This is a genomic window from uncultured Comamonas sp., from assembly GCF_964277875.1.
GTDB lineage: Bacteria > Pseudomonadota > Gammaproteobacteria > Burkholderiales > Burkholderiaceae_C > Comamonas > Comamonas sediminis.
On sequence record NZ_CAXYJV010000038.1, the window covers coordinates 187,571 to 206,314 of the forward strand.

The following is an 18,744-nucleotide window of genomic DNA, read 5'->3' on the forward strand; positions in this document are numbered from 1 at the left end:
GCGAGCAGCTGCAGCGCCAGATAAGCAACTGGGGCACTGCTGCAGAGGGAGGTATCCATGGTTTTCATCAGAAAGAGCACAGCATGATTGAGGTGCAGGATCTCATCGTCGACTACCCCGGCCACCGCGCGCTGCATGGCGTCAGCCTGCAGATCGAGGCCGGCACCGTCACCGCCCTGGTGGGCCCCAATGGCGCCGGCAAATCCACCTTGCTGCGCTGCATTACCGGGCTGGAAGCACCGCTGAGCGGCAGCACCCGGGTGGCTGGCATCGATGTGCAGCAAGAGCCCCGCCGCGCCCACCAGTACATGGGCTACCTGTCGGATTTCTTCGGGCTCTACGAGACCCTGAGCGTGGCCCAGTGCCTGCAATACGCCGCAGAAAGCCAGGGCCTGAGCCGCAAGGACGCCACCGCGCGCGTGCATGCGGTGGCCGAGCAGCTCGCGCTCAGCAGCAAGCTCGGCCATGCCACGCGCAACCTCTCGCGCGGCCAGCGCCAGCGGGTCGCCATTGGCCAGGCCATCATCCACCAGCCCCAGGTGCTGCTGCTCGACGAGCCCGCCAGCGGGCTGGACCCGGAGGCGCGCAGCAGCCTCTCGACCTTGTTCCGCCAGCTGCAGGCCCAGGGCATGACGCTGGTCGTCTCCAGCCACATCCTGAGTGAGCTCGATGAGTACTGCAGCCATATCCTGTCGATCCGCGAAGGCCGCATCACCAGCCACGGGCCGTTGAATGCCGCCAGTGGCCCTGGCGGCAACGGCGCGCTGCCGTCCGAGCTGGTGATGCAGGTCGAGCTGGCCGTCCCCCTGCCCCAGCCGGATGGGGCGCTGGCCGGCTACCGCCTGGTCGACATGCGTGCCGGCCGGGACGCCGGCGCTACCCACCTGCTGTGGATTGCGCTGCCCGCGCAAGACCGTGCTGCCCGCGTGCAGTTGCTGCAGCAGCTGGTGGCCCATGGCGCACAGGTGCTGGGCTACCAGGAGGCGCGCACCAGCCTGCAGGAGCGCTACCAGCAAAGCCTGGAAGCACCCGTCGATCCCCAAGCGCTGTTTGCCAAGGAGTGGCCATGAATCCGGAATTTCGCCGCCAGCTCAGCCTGGAGCTGAGCCCTGCGCGTTTGGTGCTGATGCCCGCCATCTTGCTGATGCTGGCCATCTGCGTGTTTGTCATCGAGGGCAAGCAGCCGCTGCTGTACCTGCACAAGGGCGCCCTCAGCCTGGTGGGCCTGCTGGCCGCCTGCGTGGGCACCTTCACAGCGCTGTCCAGCATCAATGACGAATTGAACGAGCGCACCTGGGACCAGCAGCGCATGAGCGCCATGGGCCCCTGGCGCATGGCCTGGGGCAAGCTGCTGGGTGGCCCCAGCTATGCCTGGTATGGGGCTTTGCTGTGTACGGCTGCGGCACTGCTGTGCGGCTTCTGGCTCGGCGAGCTGGCAGATACGGTGCTGGTGCTCGTGCTCACCATTCTGGGCGCCTGCGCCTTGCACTGCGCGATGATGGCCAGCCGCCTCTACAGCATGGACCCCAACAAACCCGCCACCAGCCGCAATGTCTGGGTGCTGGTGGTGCTGGTGTTCCTGCTGCTGCAACTGGTCAGCAGCGTGGTGGTGGGACTTGACAGCCTGCTGGGCGGCAGCGGCGGCGGCGCTTGGTGGGGCCTGCCGCTGAACGCGGCCAGTCTGCTGCTGGTCTTTGCCATAGCGGGCCTGCTGCTGGGCCTGCTGGCACTGTGGCGGGCGATGTCGATGCAGCTGTCGGTACCCACCACACCCTGGGCCTGGGCACTGGGCAATGCGGCTGGCTGTTTGCTGCTGGTGGGCCTGGTGCCCACCGGCACCGGCCGGGCGCTGACCGCGATGATGCTGTTCGCCCTGGTGACCTACTATGCCGCTGCGCTGGAAAGCCAGGTCGCGCAGCGCTGGCGCGCCCTGCTCTACAGCGCGCGGCACGGCCAGTGGCGGCGCTTTTGGCAGAACATGCCACTGTGGCCCATCAGCTGGTGCATGGCCTTTGCGGTGCTGCTGCCGGCCTATTTGCTGTGGAATGCCGACCCGCTGTCCAACCGCTCGCAGCTGGGCCCCCTGGCCTTCATGGTGTTGCTGCATGTGCTGCGCGACTGCGGCATCTACCTGGTGTTCTCGCTGCGCAAGAGCAGCCGCTCACCGCTGGGCATGACCTTGCTGGTGGTCTTTGTCCTCAGCGCCCTGTTGCCGGCCATGTTCTGGTCGCTGGGCCTGGCGCCGCTGTTCGAGCCCCTGTTTGGCGCGTTTGACCCGCGCCTGTCGTCCAACTTTGCGCATGCACCGGCCCTGGGCTGGCTGGCCTGGGTAGGCATGCTGCTGCAGCTGGCGGTGCTTGCCGTCGTGCTGGTCTGGCGCTTCCAGGCCATCACCCCCCAGGCGGGCGGCAAAGACCTGTTTGCGCGCTAGCCAAACACCCAGGCGCCGACCCAGGGTGCAGCCAGCACATTGAGAGCGCCGGCAATCATCATCACCAGTGAGGCGGCCACACCTTGCTGGGGGCCGGCCATCTGCGCCTTGGCAACCCCCGAGCCGTGGGCCGATCCGCCCAGCATGGCCCCCGCTGCGACCCGGCTGCGCAGCCGGGGCAAGAGGCGCAGTACCAGGCCACCGATCAGCATGCCGGTCACTCCGGTGAGCAGCACAAACAAGGCAGCCAGGTCCAGCGGGCCGCCGATGGCACGCTCGGCCTCCACCGCAAAGGGCGTGGTCACGGAGCGCATTGCTAGCCCTTTTTGCAGCAGCGGCGACAGGCCCAGCCAGCGCGCCAGCCACACCGACGTCAGGATGGACACCGTGCTGGCCACCAACACGCCGGCCAAAATGGACATCCAGTGCTTGCGCACCATCTGGCGGTAGTCATACAACGGCAGCGCGAAGGCGACGGTCGTCGGCCCCAGCAGCCATACCAACCAATGGGTATGGGTGCGATAGTCGTCGTAGCCAATGCCCAGCAGCAGCAGTGCGGCCACCAGCACCAGGGGCGTGCCGATGATGGGCATCAGCACCGTATGCGGATGGCGCTGGTACAGCCGCTTGTTGAGGTAATAGCACAGCAGGGTCAGCAGCAGTGACAGCAGCGCTGCGCTGCCATGGCTCAGCGGCCACAGCGGCATCAGCGAAGCCAGGGGTACAGGCGCAGCAGTCATCGCACCCCTCCGGCAGCGGCCTTGGCGCCACGCTCCTGGCGGCGCTTGTGCTGGGCCAGGCGCAGCTCCAGCCGGTAGACCGCATCGACCACCAGCGCGGTGGCCACCATCACACAGGCAGTGCTCAGCACAATCACGAGCACGATGCGCAGCCCCTGGCTGCGTACCAGGTCGCCATAGTTGATGATCACCAGCATTGCGGGGATGAAGAACAGCAGCATGTCCGACAGCAACCAGCGCGTGCCCTGTGCCAGCCAGCGGCCGGGCACGGCGCGGCTGAACAGCCCCAGCGCCAGTGCGGCAAAGCCAATCAGGCCCGCCGGGATACGCCAGCCCATATGGCTGCGCAGTGCCTCGGCCACCAGCCAGATGGCGCAGAGCACTGCCACCTGCCACAGCGTGCGTGCCGCCTGGCGGGCCTGCCTGGGCAGCCCCTTGTCTGTGGATCTGACCTCGCCCGCCACCCATTTATCGCTTGTCATGCCATCCTTGTGCTGGCTCGTGGGCCAGCGGCAGTGGCGGCGGTGCGGCCCCTTGCCTCACCATGCTGCACTGCACAAAACGGATTGTAGAAACGGCATAATCATTCGTAAAATGACTTATTTTTATAAATTCCATTCCATCTAGGAATTCACCATGGACCTGCGAGCGCTGCGCTACTTTGTCGAGGTGGTCCACCGCAACAGCTTCACCCGCGCGGCAGAGGCGCTGTATGTCACCCAGCCCACCATCAGCAAGATGGTGAAGGGTCTGGAAGACGAGTTCGGCGGCCCCCTGCTGCTGCGCGAAGGCCGCAAGCTGCAGCTGACCGATGCCGGGCGCGTGGTGTTTGAGCGGGGCCAGGCGCTGCTGCAAGAGGCCAGCCGCCTGCGCCAGGAAGTGGCCGAGGTGGACGGCATCGCGCGCGGCACGCTCAGCGTGGGCGTGTCCCCGACCACGGGCCACTACATGGCGCCCATCTTTGCGCAGTACCGCAAACGCTACCCCGGCGTCCAGTTGCAGTTGCATGAGCGCGGCGCCCGGGCGCTGGAACAGGCGGTGGCAGAGGGCGAGATCGATGTAGCCATGGGCCTGCTGCGTGCCGGCAGCCCCCTGGCCAGCCTGCGCATACAAACCCACCATACCGTGGCCGTTTTTGCCCATGCGCGCGCGCCCCAGGGGCAAAGCCAGGTGCGCTGGCGGGAGCTGGCTGCCCTGCCCTTTGTGATGTACGAGAGTGATTTTGCGCTGTACGAAGGCGTGCAAAGCTGCTGCGCGCAAGCGGGCTTTGTGCCGCAGATCGCGCTGCAAAGCCGTTACTGGGACTTGATTGGCGACCTGGTCGCCGCCGATGCAGGCATTGCCATCATGTTCGACCATGTGGCCAGCCGCTTTGACCCGGCCCAGGTGCGCTGCCTGCCCGTGGCTGAGCCCACGCTGAGCCATGATTTCGGCCTCACCTGGCGGCCCCAGCACCTATCCAAGGCCGCCAGCGCCTGGCTGGCGCTATGCCAGGCGCGCTATCCGCAGACCCCGGCATAGACCCAAGGCCTCAGACCTGGGGCATGAAGGCATCCTGGCGGCCGGGCTCGGCAACCACTTTGCGGGGTGCCGCACTGGGCGCGGTGGCCGCGGCTTGGGCCGCTGCCATACAGGGAATCGTGGCCGGCTGGCGCAGCGGGTGGAAGTTCAGCAGCTGCGTGGCCATCATGGTCTCGACCATGAAGCAGCACAGCGCCGAGACAAAGCTGACCACGCCCAGCCCGAAGCTGAACATCGCCGCCAGCGACCAGCTGTTGGCGTCGATCTCGGTCTTGGTGGTCTGGCCGACGAAGAGCAAGATGATGGTCAGCGCAATCAGCGCGCCGCACAGGGTCAGCAGCCCGATGCAGAGGTTGGCCAGGCGTCCGCGCCGGCGCAGAAAGCTGAGCTCCAGCAAGGACCGCTGCACATAGTCCTCGTCCTTGGAGGCCATCATGCGGTCTTCCAGCACACGGCCCCGGTCGATGATGCGCGCCAGCCGGCCGGCGACGGCACCGATCATGCCCGCCACGCCGGTGAGAAAGAAAACGGGAGCCACAGCCAGCTGGATGCTGTGGGTGATGTTGCTGACGTCGATGGACATGGTGTTGGAGCAGAGAGGTTGGACAGACTGCGCTGCAGCACACGCCTAGGGACCCTCTGCAAAACTCCCTGCCGTGGTCTGAACGCGGTCTCGGGCGATCCGCGTCCATCCCGCTTGGCGAGGGTTTTGCAGAGCATCCCTAGTGCAGGCTGCGACGCCTGCGATGAACACTGCAAAATTCAAGCCAACATTCTCGCACCAAATAGGTGCAAACCCTAATACCTTTTTTGCCCTGTTTCCGGGCTGATTTGAAGCAAATTGTGTGCTTCCTCAGGCAGAGGCCTGCGTTCAGTAGTGTGGCGGCAGCTCGTCGCGTGCACCTGGCGCAACAGCTCCGGTCTCGGGCATGCGCTGCTGCAGGTCCTTGACCAGGTGCAGCAAGCGGTCGATCTGCTGCTGTTGCTTGTAGATCGTCAGGTTGAGCTCTTCGAGCAGGTCGTCGGCATAGGCCGCCTTGATCTCCAGGGCTTCAAGGCGCTGCTGCAGGGGTTCGGGCATTGTCGTCATGGCGTCTCCTGGCATCGGATGGGGAGGGAGGGGAAAGAATAACGCCGGCATATGACAGCGCATATGCCGGCGTGGAGAGCGGGAAGGCGGGCTTACAGCGCCTTGGCCAGGCGGGCAATGCCCTCTTCGATGCGGGCGATATCAGCGGTGGCAAAGGACAGCCGCAGGGTCGAGGCATCGGGGTTCTGGGCAAAGAATGGCGTGCCCGGCACAAAGGCCACCCCCTGCTCGATGGCGCGCTTGGCCAGCGCATTGCCATCCTTCTCCTGGCCCCGGGCGCCCGTCAGCTGCACCCAGATGAACATGCCGCCCTGGGGCTGCACAAAGCGCACCGCATCGCCCAGCTGGCTGCGCAGGCCGTCGCCCATGGCCTTGCTGCGCGCCGCGTAGGTGGTGCGCACGCGGTCCAGGGTGGCGGGCATGCGGCCGGCCTTCAGGTACTGGGCGGCGGTCGCCTGGCTGAAGGTGCTGGTATGGGCATCGCTGAACTGCTTGCACATGACGCACTTGCCCAGCAGCTCGGCCGGGGCAATCAGCCAGCCCAGGCGCAGGCCGGGGCTGAGCACCTTGCTCATGCTGCCGCAGTGGGCCAGGTAGTCACGGCTGCCGGGTACGCTGTCCGACAGCGCCAGCAGGCTGGGCGGTGGCGGTGCGTCAAAGTACAGGTCGCCATAGGGGTCGTCCTCGACGACCAGGGTCTGGTGGCGCACAGCCATCTCGAGAATCTGGCGGCGGCGCTCCAGGCTCAGCAGCACACCGCTGGGGTTGCCAAAGGTCGGGATCAGGTAGACCAGCTTGGGCTGGTGTTCGGCTATCAGCTGCTCCAGCGCTTCGGGGATGACACCGTTCTCATCGGTGGGGGCGCTGATGACTTCGGCGCCGTAGAGGCGGAAGCACTGGATGGTGGCCAGAAAGGTCGGGCCCTCGACGATCACCTTGTCACCGGGCGAGATCATCGTCTTGCCCAGCAGGTCGAGCGCCTGCTGGCTGCCGGTGGTGACGATCAGCTGATCGGGCGTCAGCGACTGCACGCCCTTGGCCGCCATCAGGCCCACGATCTGCTCGCGGAAGGGCTGGTAGCCCTCCGTCGCGCCGTACTGCAGCGCAGCGCCCGGCTCCTCTTTCAACGCCGCATTGGCCGCTGCCTGCACACCGTCCACGTCGAACATGGCTGCATCCGGAAAGCCCCCGGCAAAACTGATGATGCCGGGCTTGCCCAGCAGCTTGAACAGTTCACGGATGGCGGACGTCTCGACATTGTCGAGGCGGGAGGCAAAGCGCAGTGTCATGGAATGTTCTCTCAAGTCAAAAAAGCACAGCCCGGTCGATCGCCGGGCCGCACTGGCATTTTGCTACTTTTTACCGGCCCCATGCGTCGCTCTGGCATCCCTGAGCCCGCCATTGCCCCCCGCTATCGACTATGCTTGCGCCCTAAAGGACTGGGTCACCATGCGCATCGCCGCTTTCTTCATTGTTTTGGTCAAATTGCTGGCCTCGTTGCTCATGCTGCTGGGCGTGGTCTGGGCCTGTGGCGCGCTGTGGTTTCAGCTCGCGCAATCGGTCAAGTCGGGCTCGGCCCGGGGGCTGCTGCTGGGGGTCTGGGTGGGGGTCGGCCTGTACTGCATCTACCTGCTGTGGCAGCAGCGCATGCCCAAGGGCCTGCTGATCTATGGGCTGCTGTTTGCCGCGATCCTCGCCTGGTGGGCCAGCATCCAGCCCTCCAACACGCGCAAATGGACGCCCGATGTGGCCCGGCAGCTGTCGGGCACCGTCCAGGGTGATCTGGTGCAGCTGCACAATGTGCGCAATTTTGACTGGCAGACCGACAGCAAGGCCACCGTGCGCTGGGAAGACCGGGACTACGACCTGCGCCAGCTCGTGTCGGTGGACATGAGCACTTCCTACTGGATGGGGCCGGCCATTGCCCACACCTTGGTGTCCTTCGGCTTTGACGACGGCAAGAGCCCGCGCCGCTATGTGACGTTTTCGGTGGAGATCCGCAAGGAACAGGGCGAGCAGTTCTCGGCCGTGGGCGGCTTCTTCAAGCAGTTCGAGCAAAGCCTGGTCGCTGCCGATGAGCGCGACATCCTGCGCGTACGCAGCAATATGCGGGGAGAAGAAGTCTACCTGTACAGCGTGGCCATGCCACGCGCTGCGATGCGTTCGCTGTTCATCGCCTATGTGGATAAGGCCAATGCGCTGGTCGAGACGCCGCAGTTCTACCACACGCTGTTTGCCAACTGCACCACCATCGTGTTCGAGATGGTGCGCCGCATTGTGCCGGGCCTGCCGATGGACTGGCGCCTGCTGGCCAGCGGCTACCTGCCCCAGTATGTGGACAGCCTGGGCGCCCTCGCCCGGCCGCATGACTTTGAGGCCATCCATGAGGCGGCGCATATCAACGCCCGCGCCAAGGCCGTGCGCCCGGGTGAGGATTTCTCGGCCGCCATCCGCCAGGGCGTGCCGCAGGTGCCACTGCAGCCCTGACGCGGGGACCCAGGCTCGGACCTTGCCAGATAATGGCAGCCGAGCCTGCACAAAAACACGATGAAAACCGCTGATATCCAACCCTTTTTCGCCACCTTGAAGGCGGCCAATCCCTCGCCCCAGACCGAGCTGGAATACACCTCGGTGTTCGAGCTGCTTGCCGCCGTGCTGCTGTCGGCCCAGGCGACCGATGTGGGGGTCAACAAGGCCACCCGCAAACTGTTCCCGGTCGCCAACACGCCCCAGGCCATTCTGGCGCTGGGGCTGGAAGGCCTGGAGGGCTATATCAAGACCATCGGCTTGTACCGCAGCAAGGCCAAGCACCTGATGGAGACCTGCCGCATTCTGGTGGAACGCCATGGCGGCCAGGTGCCCGACACGCGCGAGGCGCTGGAAGCCCTGCCCGGCGTGGGCCGCAAGACGGCCAATGTGGTGCTCAATGTGGCCTTTGGCCAGCCCACCATGGCGGTGGACACCCATATCTTCCGCGTCAGCAACCGCACCGGCCTGGCGCCCGGCAAGAACCCGCTGGAAGTGGAAAAGCAGCTGATGCGGCGCGTGCCCGACGACTATGCCGTTGACTCGCACCACTGGCTGATTTTGCTGGGCCGCTATGTCTGCCAGGCGCGCAAGCCGCGCTGCTGGGAATGCCTGGTCAGCAGCTATTGCGATTTCACGCCCAAGACACCGCCACCCCAAGGCGCGCTGCGCTGATAGCGGCGGCGAGGCATCACGTGCTGCTCTGGGTGCTGACCCCCGCCGAGGCAAAGCTGGCCATGTCACGCAGCATCGCACAGGCCGATTCCAGCAGCGGCCAGGCCAGCGCCGCACCCGAGCCCTCACCCAGGCGCAGCTGCCAGTCGAGCAGCGGCTGGGCCTGCAAGGCCGCCAGCAAGTGGCTGTGGCCCGGCTCGCCCGAGCGGTGGGCATAGACGCAGCGCTCCAGCACGGCGGGCTGCAAGCGCGAGGCCACCAGCACTGCGGCACTGGTGATGAAGCCATCGACCACAATCACGCGGCGCTCCAGCGCGGCCTGCAGCACGGCCCCCACCATGGTCGCCACTTCCAGCCCGCCCATTGCCGCCAGCACGGCCAGCGGCTCCTGCACACCGGCATGGCGCGCCAGCACCCGGCGCAGCACCGCGGCCTTGCGGGCCACGCCCTCGCCGCTCAAGCCCGTGCCTGCGCCGGTCACCGTCTCCACATCCAGATTGCAGAGCCGCGCCAGCAGCAGCGATGCGCTGGAGGTGTTGCCAATGCCCATCTCGCCCAGCAGCAAGGCATTGCCAGGCAAGGCCTGCAGCAGCGCGCGGCCATTGGCAATGGCTGCCTCGCACTGCGCCATGCTCATCGCAGGGCCGAGGCTGCTGTCCTGCGTGCCGGGGGCAATCTTGCGCAGCCACAGGCGGGGCGCGCCTGGGGGCAGCGCATCGCTCTGCGGTGCAAAATCGCGGGCCACGCCGCAATCGACCACATTCAGCGCCACGCCATGCTGGCGCGAGAGCACGCTTACTGCCGCGCCACCGGCCAGAAAATTGCCCACCATCTGCCAGGTCACATCGGCCGGGTAGGCTGACACGCCCTGCGCCACCAGGCCATGGTCAGCCGCAAACACGACCATCTGGGGATCGGCCAGGCGGGGCTGGCTGCTGCCCAGGATGCAGGCGATGCGCAACGCCAGCGCTTCAAGCAGGCCCAGCGAGCCCAATGGCTTGGTCTTGTTGTCCAGCAGCTGCTGCACCTGCTCGCGGAAGGCGGCATCGTCCATCGATGCGATACAGGGAATAAGCGGAGAGAACGAGGATTCGGACATGGTCAGGGTACGGAGCGGGAGCACGGCGATACGCCAAGCCGCCAGTATCGCGCTGCCTGCCCCGGTTTGCAGCGCCCTGCGCGCAAACCAATGAAAAACGCTCTGCGCAGCCAAAGCTGGGCAGAGCGTGGATCAGCTAAATCAGTCAGCTTACTTGGCAGGCACCGTGTAGGTGTACTCACGCAGGATGCCACCGCCTTGCACCGAGCCGCTGTCCTGGCCCTGGGCCACGCGGCCCACGCAGGCACGGCGGTCCTCTTCGGTCTTGAAGACTGCGCAGCGTGCGGTGGCATTTTCGCGGAAGCTGGAACCTGGATCCGTCAACTGGCCCTGGCGCGCAGCCTGGCGAGCGGCTGCCGCTTCGCGGGCGCTGGAGCTGCCTTCGGCCACATCGGCATTGGCGCGGGCATCGCCACGCGCTTCACCACGCTTGTGGTGGGCGCCGTGCGGGCCATGGGGCATGGGCTTCACATGCTTGGCAGGGGGTGGTGGGGGTGGCGGTGCGGATTGGGCGCTGGCATAGCCTGCGGTGCCCAAGGCGAGGGCCATCGCGGCCATTTGCAAAGACTGGCGGAACATGTTTTTCATAGCGATCATCCTTATCGGTGATGAGAAGCAACACAAACAGCATGCCTGCGCGGCAGGCGCGCCCCTATCGGCCCAATCCACCAGTGCTTGCAATATTTGGCCTACAGGCAAAGGTGTTGGTCATTCAGGGCAAGCGGTCCCCAAACCATTCACCCACCCCTTGGGCCATGCGCGCAAACACCTGGTCCAGGCTGGGTGCGTCATGGCCAAACAAGGCATGGATGACGGCCGCGTTCTCGAACAGCCCATGCACATAGGTGCCCAGCACCTGCGGCGCGCCGCCCTGCCACAACAGGCCCGGCAACAGCTCTTGCGCCGGCTCGGCTGCACCGGCCTGCATATCGGGGCGCAGTTCGGTCTGGCCATGGTGGATTTCATAACCGGTCACCACCAGGCCGCTCAGTGCCTGCCAGGGTGCCTGTACCTCAGGCAGCGCCAGGCGCGCAGGCTGCACATTCTTTTGCGGTGCAAACAAGGTCACCAGCGGCAGCAGGCCCAGGCCGGCGGCATTTCCGTCCACCCCATGCAGATCGACCAGCGCCTCGCCCAGCATCTGCAGGCCGCCGCAAATACCCAGCACCCGTTTGCCGGCCTGCGCATGGCGGGCAACAGCGGCATCCAGGCCCTGCTGGCGCATCCAGCCCAGGTCGGCAGCGGTGGCCTTGCTGCCCGGCAGGATCACCCAGTCCGCATCGCTCAGCTGTGCGGGCGTGCGCGCCCAGACCACGCGCACACCAGGCAGCTGCAGCAGCGGCTGGAACTCATCGAGGTTGCTGATGCGCGGGTAGGCCACGATGGCGATGCAGGTGTGCACGGCCTGCCCCTGGCCACCACTGCCCCGGTCGTCAAACACACCGTCTTCCTCGGGCAGGCCGTGCTGGAACTGCATCGGAATGCAGGCCACCGTCGGCACCCCGGTCTTGTCTTGCAGCATCTGCGGCGCCGGCGCCAGCAAGGCTGCATCGCCCCGGAACTTGTTGAGCACAAAGCCCTTGATGAGGCCTTGCTCCTCGGGCGGCAGCAGCGCCCAGGTGCCGTAGAGGTGGGCAAAGGCCCCTCCCCGGTCGATATCGGACACCAGCAGGCAATGGGCATCGCAGTGGCGCGCCACGCGCATATTGACCACATCGCTGCTGTGCAGGTTGATCTCGGCGGGCGAGCCCGCGCCCTCGATCACCACCACATCGTTCTCGGCGCGCAATGCATCAAGCGCCTGCGCGATCTGTGGCCAGACCTTGAGGCTGCGGCCGCGCCAGGGCATGGCCGACAGCGCCTCGTCCATCTGGCCAAACAGCACCACCTGGCTGCGGGTATCGGCCTCGGGCTTCAGCAGCAGCGGGTTCATGCGCACATCGGGCACCGCCCCTGCGGCCAGCGCCTGCAGGTACTGGGCAGTGCCGATCTCGCCCCACTGGCCATCGGGCGTGGCTACGACGCGGGCGTTGTTGCTCATGTTCTGCGCCTTGAAGGGCGCCACCTTGTAGCCCTGGGCCCGGTACCAGGCGCACAGCGCCGTGGCCACCCAGCTTTTGCCGGCGCCACTGCTGGTGCCCAGCACCATGATGCAGCGCGCGCTCATCGCGGTGCGCTGCCCAGCGGCAGCACCATGCGCGCCATGATGCGCTCCAGCGCCGAGCCCGCATCGGTGCACAGCCCCGTGTGCACCGGCGAGGTCTGGATCATGCTGCTGCGCTTGGCTGTGAGCCAGTGGAAGCGCGCGCGGTACGGCAGCTGGCCGATGGGCCCGGCCTCGGGCACGCCAGCGCAAATGGCTACGATGCTGCCCAGGTGGCGGTAGACGGCTTGCAGATCGACTTGCGGATCCAGCGCCAAAAGGCGCGCCTCATCGAGCGCCATCGCTGCCTGCAGGTAGCCGCTGCGCTGGCAGGACACGATCACGCCGGCGTTGATGAACTCCTCCCGCTCGACCCGGGGCACCACGCGCACGATAGCGTAGTCATACACATCATGCGCGTGCATCGATGGCTCCTTGCAACCAGCGACCACGCGTTTGCAGGCGGGCCAGAAAATAGTTCACATACGCGGCGCGGTGCGCCTGCGGATCGGCCAGCAGCGGGCTGTTGCGGTCCTCTGCGGCCTTGGCCAGAAAGCAGTCCGGCACCGTGGCCAGAATGGCGGTCAGCACCGGCTCGGTCAGCTGCGCGGCCAGCGCTTCGTCCACCTCGGCCAGCTGGCTGGCCTGGGCCAGCAGCACATGGTCGGCAATCGGCGCAAAGGGCTTGCCCGGGTCGGCCACCGTGCCATCCCAGGCATGGTGGAAGGTCAGGGTCGCGCCATGGTCAATCAGCCAGGGCTTGCGCTGCCACATCAGCATATTGGTGTTGCGGGCCGTGCGGTCCACATTGCTGACCAGCGCATCGAACCAGACCAGGCGCGAGGCGAAATCGTCGCTGACCGCATCCACGGCCGGGTCAAAATTGACCGAGCCGGGCAGGTAATCGAGGCCCACATTGAGGCCATCGCTGGCACGGATCAGGTCCTGGATCTCAGGATCGGGCTCGGTCTGGGCCAGCTTGGCGTGCAGCATGGCCAGCACCAGCTCGGGCAAGGGCAGGCCCAGCGCGCGGGCGATGCCGCCGCAGATGAGCTCACCCATCAGCGCGCGCACGCCCTGGCCAGCCCCCCGGAACTTGAGCACATACATGCCCAGATCGTCCGCCTCGACGACGGCCGGCATCGAGCCGCCCTCGCGCAGCGGCGTCACATAGCGCTCCACCAAGACGGTGCGTAGTTGCAAAGTTTGTAAATCCATACCAAATGGTAGCGGTTGCCGCATGCCCTCGCTAAGTATCTGACAGCGACAGCCAGGCCCGCTCCAGCGCCGCCTGCGCCACCGGCGCCATCACCCCCAGGCGCACATGGCCGGGCAGGCCAAAGCTGCGGGCATCGCGCAGCTTGATGCCCTGGCTGCGCAGTGACGCCAGGCGCGCGGGCAGGTCCGCCGGGTCCAGCGGCAGGCGCGCGACAAAGTAATTGGCCTGGTGGCCGGGCAGCACTGCCCAGCCCAGGCGCTCGCACAGCGCCAGCTGCCGGGCCTTCCAGTGGCGCAACGTATCCAGACTGCGGGCCAGCCAGGCCTGCACCTCGGGCGTGACCCAGGCCTGCAGCATGGCCACGCCATGCGCGCCCACCACCCACGAAGGCGCCAGCGCCCGCAGCGCGTCGATCTGCGCCTGCGCCGTGCCCTCGGGCGCAATCGCATAAGCAGCGCGCACCCCCGTCATGCCCAGCGCCTTGTTGGGCGTCCACAGCTGCCACAGCGCGGCCATGTCGCGCGGCGGCGCAGGGCCTTCCAGCCACAGCGGCCGGTAGGCGCAATCGAGCACCAGGCCATGGTGGCTGGCATCGGCGGGCAAGGCTTGCCAGACGTCCTCTTGCGCACCCAGCGGGCTGGAGGGCTCGCAGGCCCAGTGCAGGCCTTCGCCCCAGGCCGGGCTGCGGGCGCCGGTGTGCAGGCCCCACACCTCCGCCGCCTGGGCGTAGTCGCCATAGCTATGGCGCGGCAGGCTGACCTTGGTGGCACCCTGGCGCAGCGCATGCTGGGTCAGGCGGTGGATCAACTCACTGCTGCTGCCGCCGATGACCAGGCGCTCAGGGGCGACCGCATGGAAGTCCGCCAGCTGCAGGCGCAGCGCTGTGTAGTGCGGGTCGGGGTACTGCGCCAGATGCGCGGCCTGCAAGGCCGCCACGGCCTCCGGGCAGGGGCCGCAGGCATTGCGGTTGGTGGAAAAATCATGCGCCGGCACGCCCAAGGCGTCGGTACCACCATGCTCGTTATCAGCCATGGGCCAACACTCCTTGCGCCATCGAGGCGATTCCTATCTTTGCCGCCAAACCCAGGGCCAGCAACAAGGCACACAGCGCCTGCACCCACACCACGCGGCCCGCCAGGGCCAGTGCCCGCTGCACATCCGGGGCCTGCGGCGGCCGGCCTTGCGGGTGGAGCTGGTACACGCCGGGTTTGGACAGATGCACGCCCAGCGCCCGCGCCATTGCGCCCATGGGCCAGCCGCCATTGGGCGACGGCGTGACTGCCGCATCGCGCCGCAGCCCGGACCAGGACAGGCCCCCCGCCAGCAGCGCCAGCCAGGCCGCTGTGATGCGGGCAGGCACCCAGTTCAGCACATCATCGGCCCGGGCCGCCCATTTGCCCGCCCATTGCCAGTGGCGGCGCTGTGCACCCTGGCCGCGCCAGCCGGGGTAGCCCCACATCGCATCGGCCGTGTTGGCCAGCCGGTACAGCGCCGCCCCCGGCAGGCCGGCGACGGCAAACCAGAACAACGGCGCCAGCACCGAGTCGCTCAGGTTCTCGGCCAAGGTCTCGATCGCGCTCTCACGCACCGTGGCGGCATCGAGCTGTGCGGTATCGCGGCTCACCAGCCAGGACAAGCGGGCCCGGCCCGCCTGCAGTGATTCGCCGAGCGCGGCCTCCACGGCCAGCACCTCGCTGCGCAGCATGCGCCAGGACAGCAGCGGTTTGAGCAGCAACCCAGCCACAAGGCCATTCAGCCACCAAGGCACTGCCTGCAGCAGATACATGAGGGCCGCATACACCAGCCAAGCACCGCCCGCCAGCAGGCACCAGGCCAGAGCCGCCAGCACAAAGCGCTCATAGGCGCGCTCGTCCGCCTGGCGCGGTGCAATCGCCTGGCCGAGCAGGCCCAGCAGCTTGCCCATATAGACAACCGGGTGCAGCCGCAGCGGCGGCTCGCCCCAGAGCCAGTCCACCAGCAACGCCACCAACACGGCCAGCAAGGCCGCCATCGGCGCCTGCCAGTGCAGCGCAGGGCCAGCATCCATCAAGGGCTGCGCCAGTTGCAGCAGCGGGCTACCACCGGCCAGCACCAGCGCCCACAGGCCACCATCGCTCATGGCTGCGGTCCTGAGTCTGGCTGCCAGCACCCATCCATCAGCATGTCCTGCAAAGGCGCACGGCGGGCCCAGCGTTCCTGCTGCAGCATGGGTTCGGCATAGTAGACCTGCACGGGTCCCAGGCACAACACGGCCAGCGGGTGCGCGCCGGCAGGCATGGCCAGCAACTGCGCCAGCGCCTGGGGCTCGAACAGCGACACCCATCCCATCCCCAGCCCTTCGGCGCGCGCGGCCAGCCACAGGTTCTGGATCGCGCAGGCGGTGCTGGCCACATCCATCTCGGGCAAGGTGCGGCGGCCAAACACATGGGCTTCGCGCCCGGGCGGCATGGCCACGACCAGCACCTCGGCCGCCTGCAGCACGCCCTGCACCTTGAGCTTCATGAAGTCCGCCTCGCGCTCGCCCAATGCCTGGGCAGTGCGCAGGCGCTCGTCTTCCACCAGCGCATGGATGCGGCTGCGCATCTGCGCATCGCGCACGCGGATGAAGCGCCAGGGCTGCATAAAGCCAACGCTGGGCGCATGGTGCGCGGCCCGCAGCAGGCGCAGCAGCACCGCCTCGTCGACCTGGCCGCCGGCAAAGTGGCGCATGTCGCGCCGCTCGTGGATGGCGCGGTAGACCGCAGCGCGCTCAGCCTCGCTGAAGGCCGTGGCGGCGATGGTGGGGGCGTTGAAAGGGGTATCGCTCATGCCAGCAATCGGCTGCGGTGGCTCAGTCTTCAATGCCGCGCTGCGCCGGGATGCCGGCCTTGAACGCATGCTTGACCATCGTCATCTCGGTGACGGTATCGGCCATGTCAATGATCTCCTGCGGACAGCGCCGGCCGGTGAGGCAGACATGCACCTCCTTGGGCCGGGCGGCCAAGGTGTCCAGCACCTCCTGCAGCGGCAGCCAGCCATAGATCAGCGGGTAGGTGATCTCGTCGAGCACCACCAGAAAATACGCGCCTGACAGGATCGCCGCCCTCGCCTTTTCCCAGCCCTCGCGCGCCAGCTGGCCGCTGTGCTCGAGGTCGCGGCTCTTCCAGCTGAAGCCATCGCCCAGCCCTTCGACCGGCAGGCCCACTTGCTCGGACAGGCGGTGCTCGCCAAAACGGGCGGTCGGCACCTTCATGAACTGGTAGACCTTGACAGCCTTGCCCCGGCCGGTTGCGCGGAATGCCAGGCCAAAGGCTGCTGTGGTCTTGCCCTTGCCGTCACCGGTGTTGACGATCACCAGGCCACGGCGCTCGCCCTCGGGCTTTTCATAAGGCTTTTCGCTGGGTGGCGTTTCAATCTGCATTGCAATCTTTCCTTGTTTCGTTGTGTTGTTGGAAGCGGGGCCAGGCCCGGTTCGCAGGGGTTCAGCGCCCGCGCTGGCCGGCCTGCGCGGCAGTGGCGGTACGCGGCAAGGCCATCCACATGCCATCGATGGCGCGCACCTGGATGCGGTGGTCAAACACCGCCTCCAGCGCAGCATGGGTAGCAGGGTCGTCACAGCGGCCTTGGTGCAGCACCCGGCCCGCCTGCAGCACCAGCATATGGTCGGCCAGCAGCGCCACCGATATTTCATGGAGCACGCTGACCACCGTGGTGCCCTGGGCCGTCAAGGCCCGCATGCTGTCCACCCAGTCGGTCTGGTGCGGCGGGTCCAGGTTGGCCAGCGGCTCGTCCATCAGCAGCACAGAGGCCTGCACAGCCATCGCGCGGGCCAGCAGCACCCGCTGGCGCTCACCGCCCGAGAGCTCGGCCACCGGCCGGTGGCGCCAATCCCAGGCATGCGCCGCCCGCAGGCATTGCTCCACCACCGCATGGTCTTCGCCGCTGGGTGCTGCAAACCAGGGCTGGTGCGGCAGGCGGCCCAGCATGGCCACGTCCATCACCGTCAGCTCCTGCGTCACCACCTCGCCCTGGCCCAGCCAGGCCAGCGCCTGGGCGCGCTGCTTGCGCGGCCAGCGCTCCAGGCTTTTGCCCAGCAGTGCCACATCGCCCTGCAGCTGTGCCGCCGGCCACAGGCCGCCCAGCACCTTGAGCAGGCTTGATTTGCCCGCGCCATTGGGGCCGACAATGCTGGTCCAGCGGCCTTGCACAAACTGGGCGTTGACGCCTTGCAGAATCGGCCGCGCATGCACAGCGGCATGGATATTGGTGGCGCTCAGCGCCGCGGGGCTTGCAGTGCCGCGCATCACAGGCCTCCTGCCGAACGGGTGCTGCGGTGCATGCGCCACAGCAGATAACTGCCGCCCAGTGCCGCAGTGAGCACGCCCACCGGCAGCTCTTGCGGGGCGACCAGCCAGCGCGCCAGGATATCGGCCGCCAGCAGCAGCACGCCGCCCATCGCGGCGGCCAGCACGGTGCTGCGGCCATGGCCCACCTGCACCAGGCTGCGTACCAGGTGCGGGGCAGCCAGGCCCACAAAGGCAATCAACCCGGTCTGCGCGACCGAGGTGCCGGTGGCCAGCGCCAGCACCGCCACCAGGCCATAGCGCAGCGGCGCCAGCGGCAGGCCCAGGCTGGCGGCCGTCGCCTCGCCCAGGGTCAAACCATCGAGCACCCGGGCGCAGCTCCAGGTGGCCAGCACACAGACCAGCAGCACGCCGGCCATCAGTGCGCAGCCTTCCCAGCCGACAAAGGCCGAGGTGCCCAGCGTAAAGGCCTGCATGGCCTGCAGGATATCGGGGTGGCGCAACTCCAGCAGATCGCGCATGGCGCCCAGCACCACACCGACGATCACGCCGGCCAGCAACAGGCGCAAGGTGTTTTGCACATTGCGCGCCAGCACCACCGTCAACGCCACCGCACAGGCCGCGCCGACAAAGGCCATGCCGGTCATCCCCAGGCGGTAGAGCAGATTGAGGCTGGTGACGGACGAGCCCAGCAGCACCAAACCCAACGCACTGCCCAGCGACGCGCCGGAAGCACTGCCTAGCAGATAGGGATCGGCCAGCGGGTTGCGGAACAGGCCCTGGGCGACGGCCCCGGCCAGGCCCAGCAGGCCACCGGCGAGCCAGGCGCCCAGCGAGCGCGGCAGGCGGATATCGACCACGATCTGCCACGAAGTGGGGTCATCGCGCATGCGCAGCACACTCTCCCAACCGGTGCTGCCGACACTGGCGCCTACCAGCAGCAGCACGGCACTGAGCACCAGCAGCACCAGCGCCAGCCAGGCACTGCGGCGCAGGCCGGGAGCCGCTTCGCGCCGC

Annotated in this window: 21 protein-coding genes; 5 read left to right on the forward strand and 16 right to left on the reverse strand. The window is 67.2% G+C overall.

Going from position 1 to position 18,744, the window contains the following annotated elements; translation table 11 throughout:
- The first annotated feature begins 83 nt into the window (after positions 1-83).
- Complete coding sequence (locus ACHWUQ_RS14465; protein WP_312525724.1) at positions 84-1,070, forward strand: ABC transporter ATP-binding protein; 987 nt, start codon at positions 84-86, stop codon at positions 1,068-1,070.
- On the forward strand, positions 1,067-2,431 hold the full coding sequence (locus ACHWUQ_RS14470) for a hypothetical protein (protein ID WP_239811212.1): 1,365 nt from the start codon (positions 1,067-1,069) through the stop codon (positions 2,429-2,431). Before ACHWUQ_RS14465 ends, ACHWUQ_RS14470 begins: the two co-directional genes overlap by 4 nt.
- On the opposite strand, the gene ACHWUQ_RS14475 is transcribed toward ACHWUQ_RS14470, so the two are convergent.
- Both ACHWUQ_RS14475 and ACHWUQ_RS14480 read right to left on the reverse strand, forming a co-directional pair.
- Positions 2,428-3,171: an LrgB family protein gene (locus tag ACHWUQ_RS14475; RefSeq protein ID WP_394681549.1), complete on the reverse strand. Its 744-nt coding sequence runs from the start codon at positions 3,169-3,171 to the stop codon at positions 2,428-2,430. The two genes, ACHWUQ_RS14470 and ACHWUQ_RS14475, sit on opposite strands and share 4 nt — an antisense overlap.
- A complete protein-coding gene (locus ACHWUQ_RS14480; RefSeq protein ID WP_394681550.1) occupies positions 3,168-3,653 on the reverse strand; it encodes a CidA/LrgA family protein in 486 nt (161 codons plus the stop codon). Before ACHWUQ_RS14480 ends, ACHWUQ_RS14475 begins: the two co-directional genes overlap by 4 nt.
- Before the next feature lie 154 nt (positions 3,654-3,807).
- Here ACHWUQ_RS14480 and ACHWUQ_RS14485 point away from each other — a divergent pair, with 154 nt between their 5' ends.
- On the forward strand, positions 3,808-4,692 hold the full coding sequence (locus tag ACHWUQ_RS14485) for a LysR family transcriptional regulator (RefSeq protein ID WP_394681551.1): 885 nt from the start codon (positions 3,808-3,810) through the stop codon (positions 4,690-4,692).
- Positions 4,693-4,702: 10 nt separating this feature from the next.
- Here ACHWUQ_RS14485 and ACHWUQ_RS14490 read toward each other — a convergent pair whose 3' ends face one another.
- The 3 genes from ACHWUQ_RS14490 to ACHWUQ_RS14500 form a co-directional block, all read right to left on the reverse strand.
- Positions 4,703-5,275 (reverse strand): DUF2721 domain-containing protein, encoded by a 573-nt coding sequence (locus ACHWUQ_RS14490; protein WP_239811208.1) that lies wholly within the window; start codon positions 5,273-5,275, stop codon positions 4,703-4,705.
- A 288-nt stretch (positions 5,276-5,563) separates the two neighbouring features.
- Positions 5,564-5,782 (reverse strand): SlyX family protein, encoded by a 219-nt coding sequence (locus ACHWUQ_RS14495; protein ID WP_239811207.1) that lies wholly within the window; start codon positions 5,780-5,782, stop codon positions 5,564-5,566.
- Between the two features lie 92 nt (positions 5,783-5,874).
- Complete coding sequence (locus tag ACHWUQ_RS14500; protein WP_239811206.1) at positions 5,875-7,071, reverse strand: PLP-dependent aminotransferase family protein; 1,197 nt, start codon at positions 7,069-7,071, stop codon at positions 5,875-5,877.
- Positions 7,072-7,231: 160 nt separating this feature from the next.
- Here ACHWUQ_RS14500 and ACHWUQ_RS14505 point away from each other — a divergent pair, with 160 nt between their 5' ends.
- Positions 7,232-8,269, forward strand: a complete 1,038-nt coding sequence (locus ACHWUQ_RS14505) for a DUF4105 domain-containing protein (RefSeq protein ID WP_394681552.1) — start codon at positions 7,232-7,234, stop codon at positions 8,267-8,269.
- 60 nt (positions 8,270-8,329) lie between these two features.
- Entirely contained in the window at positions 8,330-8,983 is a 654-nt protein-coding gene (gene nth / locus ACHWUQ_RS14510; protein WP_313335417.1) for an endonuclease III, read from the forward strand.
- A 16-nt stretch (positions 8,984-8,999) separates the two neighbouring features.
- Here the strand turns inward: nth and cobT are convergent, their stop codons facing one another.
- The 11 genes from cobT to ACHWUQ_RS14565 form a co-directional block, all read right to left on the reverse strand.
- Positions 9,000-10,082, reverse strand: coding sequence for a nicotinate-nucleotide--dimethylbenzimidazole phosphoribosyltransferase (cobT, locus tag ACHWUQ_RS14515; RefSeq protein ID WP_394681553.1), 1,083 nt, complete (start codon positions 10,080-10,082; stop codon positions 9,000-9,002).
- 150 nt (positions 10,083-10,232) lie between these two features.
- A complete protein-coding gene (locus tag ACHWUQ_RS14520; protein ID WP_239811202.1) occupies positions 10,233-10,670 on the reverse strand; it encodes a hypothetical protein in 438 nt (145 codons plus the stop codon).
- Between the two features lie 124 nt (positions 10,671-10,794).
- Positions 10,795-12,249 carry a cobyric acid synthase gene (locus ACHWUQ_RS14525; protein WP_394681554.1) on the reverse strand — a complete coding sequence of 485 codons (1,455 nt, stop codon included), beginning with the start codon at positions 12,247-12,249 and terminating at the stop codon, positions 10,795-10,797.
- The gene (locus ACHWUQ_RS14530) at positions 12,246-12,650 is read right to left on the reverse strand and encodes a DUF3037 domain-containing protein (protein ID WP_312410136.1); all 405 of its coding nucleotides are present in this window, start codon (positions 12,648-12,650) and stop codon (positions 12,246-12,248) included. The genes ACHWUQ_RS14525 and ACHWUQ_RS14530 overlap by 4 nt, the downstream gene beginning before the upstream one ends.
- Positions 12,637-13,443, reverse strand: coding sequence for a HipA family kinase (locus tag ACHWUQ_RS14535; protein WP_394681555.1), 807 nt, complete (start codon positions 13,441-13,443; stop codon positions 12,637-12,639). The genes ACHWUQ_RS14530 and ACHWUQ_RS14535 overlap by 14 nt, the downstream gene beginning before the upstream one ends.
- Positions 13,444-13,474: 31 nt before the next feature.
- On the reverse strand, positions 13,475-14,476 hold the full coding sequence (locus tag ACHWUQ_RS14540; protein ID WP_394681556.1) for an aminotransferase class I/II-fold pyridoxal phosphate-dependent enzyme: 1,002 nt from the start codon (positions 14,474-14,476) through the stop codon (positions 13,475-13,477).
- Positions 14,469-15,563 carry an adenosylcobinamide-phosphate synthase CbiB gene (cbiB, locus tag ACHWUQ_RS14545; protein ID WP_394681557.1) on the reverse strand — a complete coding sequence of 365 codons (1,095 nt, stop codon included), beginning with the start codon at positions 15,561-15,563 and terminating at the stop codon, positions 14,469-14,471. The genes ACHWUQ_RS14540 and cbiB overlap by 8 nt, the downstream gene beginning before the upstream one ends.
- Positions 15,560-16,252, reverse strand: a complete 693-nt coding sequence (gene bluB / locus ACHWUQ_RS14550) for a 5,6-dimethylbenzimidazole synthase (RefSeq protein ID WP_394681558.1) — start codon at positions 16,250-16,252, stop codon at positions 15,560-15,562. The genes cbiB and bluB overlap by 4 nt, the downstream gene beginning before the upstream one ends.
- A gap of 22 nt (positions 16,253-16,274) precedes the next feature.
- Positions 16,275-16,844: a cob(I)yrinic acid a,c-diamide adenosyltransferase gene (gene cobO / locus ACHWUQ_RS14555; RefSeq protein ID WP_239811196.1), complete on the reverse strand. Its 570-nt coding sequence runs from the start codon at positions 16,842-16,844 to the stop codon at positions 16,275-16,277.
- A gap of 61 nt (positions 16,845-16,905) precedes the next feature.
- Positions 16,906-17,727 carry an ABC transporter ATP-binding protein gene (locus ACHWUQ_RS14560; protein WP_394681559.1) on the reverse strand — a complete coding sequence of 274 codons (822 nt, stop codon included), beginning with the start codon at positions 17,725-17,727 and terminating at the stop codon, positions 16,906-16,908.
- Positions 17,727-18,704 (reverse strand): FecCD family ABC transporter permease, encoded by a 978-nt coding sequence (locus ACHWUQ_RS14565; RefSeq protein ID WP_394681583.1) that lies wholly within the window; start codon positions 18,702-18,704, stop codon positions 17,727-17,729. The genes ACHWUQ_RS14560 and ACHWUQ_RS14565 overlap by 1 nt, the downstream gene beginning before the upstream one ends.
- Between the last annotated feature and the right edge of the window lie 40 nt (positions 18,705-18,744).

Excerpts from the sequence above, each read along its gene's own strand:
- ACHWUQ_RS14465 (WP_312525724.1), top strand. The coding sequence starts at position 84 with ATGATTGAGGTGCAGGATCTCATCGTCGACTACCCCGGCCACCGCGCG.
- ACHWUQ_RS14470 (WP_239811212.1), top strand. The coding sequence starts at position 1,067 with ATGAATCCGGAATTTCGCCGCCAGCTCAGCCTGGAGCTGAGCCCTGCG.
- ACHWUQ_RS14475 (WP_394681549.1), bottom strand. The coding sequence starts at position 3,171 with ATGACTGCTGCGCCTGTACCCCTGGCTTCGCTGATGCCGCTGTGGCCG.
- ACHWUQ_RS14480 (WP_394681550.1), bottom strand. The coding sequence starts at position 3,653 with ATGACAAGCGATAAATGGGTGGCGGGCGAGGTCAGATCCACAGACAAG.
- ACHWUQ_RS14485 (WP_394681551.1), top strand. The coding sequence starts at position 3,808 with ATGGACCTGCGAGCGCTGCGCTACTTTGTCGAGGTGGTCCACCGCAAC.
- ACHWUQ_RS14490 (WP_239811208.1), bottom strand. The coding sequence starts at position 5,275 with ATGTCCATCGACGTCAGCAACATCACCCACAGCATCCAGCTGGCTGTG.
- ACHWUQ_RS14495 (WP_239811207.1), bottom strand. The coding sequence starts at position 5,782 with ATGACGACAATGCCCGAACCCCTGCAGCAGCGCCTTGAAGCCCTGGAG.
- ACHWUQ_RS14500 (WP_239811206.1), bottom strand. The coding sequence starts at position 7,071 with ATGACACTGCGCTTTGCCTCCCGCCTCGACAATGTCGAGACGTCCGCC.
- ACHWUQ_RS14505 (WP_394681552.1), top strand. The coding sequence starts at position 7,232 with ATGCGCATCGCCGCTTTCTTCATTGTTTTGGTCAAATTGCTGGCCTCG.
- nth (WP_313335417.1), top strand. The coding sequence starts at position 8,330 with ATGAAAACCGCTGATATCCAACCCTTTTTCGCCACCTTGAAGGCGGCC.
- cobT (WP_394681553.1), bottom strand. The coding sequence starts at position 10,082 with ATGTCCGAATCCTCGTTCTCTCCGCTTATTCCCTGTATCGCATCGATG.
- ACHWUQ_RS14520 (WP_239811202.1), bottom strand. The coding sequence starts at position 10,670 with ATGAAAAACATGTTCCGCCAGTCTTTGCAAATGGCCGCGATGGCCCTC.
- ACHWUQ_RS14525 (WP_394681554.1), bottom strand. The coding sequence starts at position 12,249 with ATGAGCGCGCGCTGCATCATGGTGCTGGGCACCAGCAGTGGCGCCGGC.
- ACHWUQ_RS14530 (WP_312410136.1), bottom strand. The coding sequence starts at position 12,650 with ATGCACGCGCATGATGTGTATGACTACGCTATCGTGCGCGTGGTGCCC.
- ACHWUQ_RS14535 (WP_394681555.1), bottom strand. The coding sequence starts at position 13,443 with ATGGATTTACAAACTTTGCAACTACGCACCGTCTTGGTGGAGCGCTAT.
- ACHWUQ_RS14540 (WP_394681556.1), bottom strand. The coding sequence starts at position 14,476 with ATGGCTGATAACGAGCATGGTGGTACCGACGCCTTGGGCGTGCCGGCG.
- cbiB (WP_394681557.1), bottom strand. The coding sequence starts at position 15,563 with ATGAGCGATGGTGGCCTGTGGGCGCTGGTGCTGGCCGGTGGTAGCCCG.
- bluB (WP_394681558.1), bottom strand. The coding sequence starts at position 16,252 with ATGAGCGATACCCCTTTCAACGCCCCCACCATCGCCGCCACGGCCTTC.
- cobO (WP_239811196.1), bottom strand. The coding sequence starts at position 16,844 with ATGCAGATTGAAACGCCACCCAGCGAAAAGCCTTATGAAAAGCCCGAG.
- ACHWUQ_RS14560 (WP_394681559.1), bottom strand. The coding sequence starts at position 17,727 with ATGCGCGGCACTGCAAGCCCCGCGGCGCTGAGCGCCACCAATATCCAT.